The organism is Microbacterium sp. (genome assembly GCF_047972865.1).
In the GTDB taxonomy this organism is placed as follows: domain Bacteria; phylum Actinomycetota; class Actinomycetes; order Actinomycetales; family Microbacteriaceae; genus Microbacterium.
The window spans coordinates 1-2,055 of sequence record NZ_JBKEAY010000204.1; the positions used below are offsets into that span (position 1 = coordinate 1).

At 66.1% G+C, this 2,055-nt stretch carries 2 protein-coding genes; both read right to left on the reverse strand.

Annotated elements, in window-relative coordinates; translation table 11 throughout:
- The coding region (locus tag ACK5KK_RS12305) for a TerC family protein (RefSeq protein WP_416890376.1) at positions 1 to 380 on the reverse strand (380 nt) is incomplete at its 3' end.
- A gap of 298 nt (positions 381 to 678) precedes the next feature.
- Positions 679 to 2,055: ABC transporter ATP-binding protein (locus ACK5KK_RS12310; protein ID WP_416890375.1), on the reverse strand; the 1,377-nt coding region annotated here is incomplete at its 5' end.

Below are 2,055 nucleotides of genomic sequence, written 5' to 3' on the forward strand. Positions count from 1 at the left end.
AATAGGCCGCGCAGGATAAGGGCGAGGATGATGCCCACCATGAGCACTTCCTGCTGATATTTCCGTGGCACCGAGACGCGCGCCATGATGATCACGAAAACGAAGAGGTTGTCGATCGAGAGAGAGTATTCGAGCGCCCACCCGTTGACGAACGCCCCGGCATGCTCGGCGCTGCCGAACACCCAGAGCAGCCCGGCGAACACGAGAGCGAGACCGACGTAGAATGACACCCAGATCGCCGACTCGCGGGTTGATGGAACGTGCGGGCGCACGAAGGCGAGAATGAGGTCGAAGGCGAGAATCGCCACGATGACGGTCAACGCGACGATCTCGAAGACAGGGTCAAGTGGATGCGGCAGATCGACCACCGCGGGAAGCACAGGAAAGGCGAGCACGGGGCTCCTTGGATTCGGTGAGACGCGGACAGGACTTGCCACGAACGTCTCTCCCACGCCGATCGGCGCCGCCACCCCGGGCTACCTGTTGGTTTCCGTATTGACGAGGTGAACGCTACGGGATACTCCCCTTCGCACCGACCAGTCTAATCGCCTCCGATGTATTCGCGGAGAATACCCCGCGCGATTGCGCTCGAGCCCGCTTGCGAGGTCGGCCTCGCTCCCGTGACCATCGAGGCACACCGCATACTCATCCCGCCGGCCCGGGAAGAACGCTGCTTTCCTACCCCGCGGCTGTGTTGGAACCTGGAGACGCCGCAGTATGTGGGGATGCAGCATGCTCGAGCAGTTGACGGTAGAGACCGGTCTGCTCGGCAAGCTCGGCATGATGTCCTTGCTGGACGAGGCGTCCGCCGTCGATGACGAGGATCCGGTCGGCACGGATGGCGGTTTCGAGGTTGTGCGCGATGACGAGCACCGCGCCGGTGGTCGCAAGCCGAGAGGCGGCATCGACGACGAGGCGGGCATTCTCCGGGTCCAGTGCGGAGGTGGCCTCGTCGAGAATCGTCAGCGGTGCGGATTTCAGCAGGGCACGAGCGACGCAAACACGTTGCCGTTGTCCGCCGGACAGACGGCTTCCGTTGGAGCCAACCTCGGTCTCGATTCCCTCCGGCAGGTCGGCGAGGAGAGCCCCGAGGCCAGTGGATTCGGCCGCTGCGGTTACGGCGGCGTCGGTTGCGGTCGCGTCTCCGAGCCGGATGTTCTCGGCGATCGTTCCTTCCACAACGTAATCGTCTTGCATGACGATCGCGAGCATCGCGGTGATGTCCTCTTGGCTCAGGCTCCGCACGTCGGAGCCATCGATCAGCACCCTGCCTTCCGTGGGGTCCCAGAAACGGGCGAGCAGCCGAGCGAGCGTGGTCTTTCCGGAGCCGGAGGGTCCAACGACGGCGATCAGTCCCCGGCGGGGCAGAGTGAAAGAGACGTCCTGGAGTACGGGTTCCGTGTCGTACCCGAAAGAGACGTGCTCGACTCGGACGAGCTCGTCGTCGTGCTTGACGGTGCGGGTGGCGGGGAGGGCCGGCAGCGCTGGCGCGTCCAGGACTGCGGCGAGCCGTTCGAGGATACCGGCTTGAAGGCGTAGCCCGGCGGCAAGCTCGGCCCCGGCCGCCGCGATGGCGGTGAGACGTGCGGCGGCGACCAGCACACCGAGCAGCGCCGGGATGGTGAGGGTCGCGTCGGCGAGCCAGAGCACACCAAGGCCGACGAGCCCGGCAAAGGCGGCGTTGAGGGTCACGCTGAACAGCACGACGGCGGGGATAACCGTCCCGGCGGAGCGCCGCGCGGCTTCTTCCACGCCGCCGAGTGCATGGTCGAGCGTGTCCGTGTCCTCGGGTCGCTGGTCGGTGCGCACGAGGGGTTGTCGGTCGGCGAATTCCAGGATGCGGCGGGTCGCCTCCGCGGAGACCGTGTGTTGCCGGGTGTCCACAGTTCGGGCGAGCCGGGAACCGAGCCGACTGACCAACCACGTCACCGCGATCATCGCAAGAATCGCGGCCGTGAAGCGCCAGTCCAGCAAGGCGAGCGTCAGCGCGGCGGCGACCGGGGTTAGCAGAGCAGTCACGGCGGGCCGGAGAAGGATCGCCGGATACGACATCGC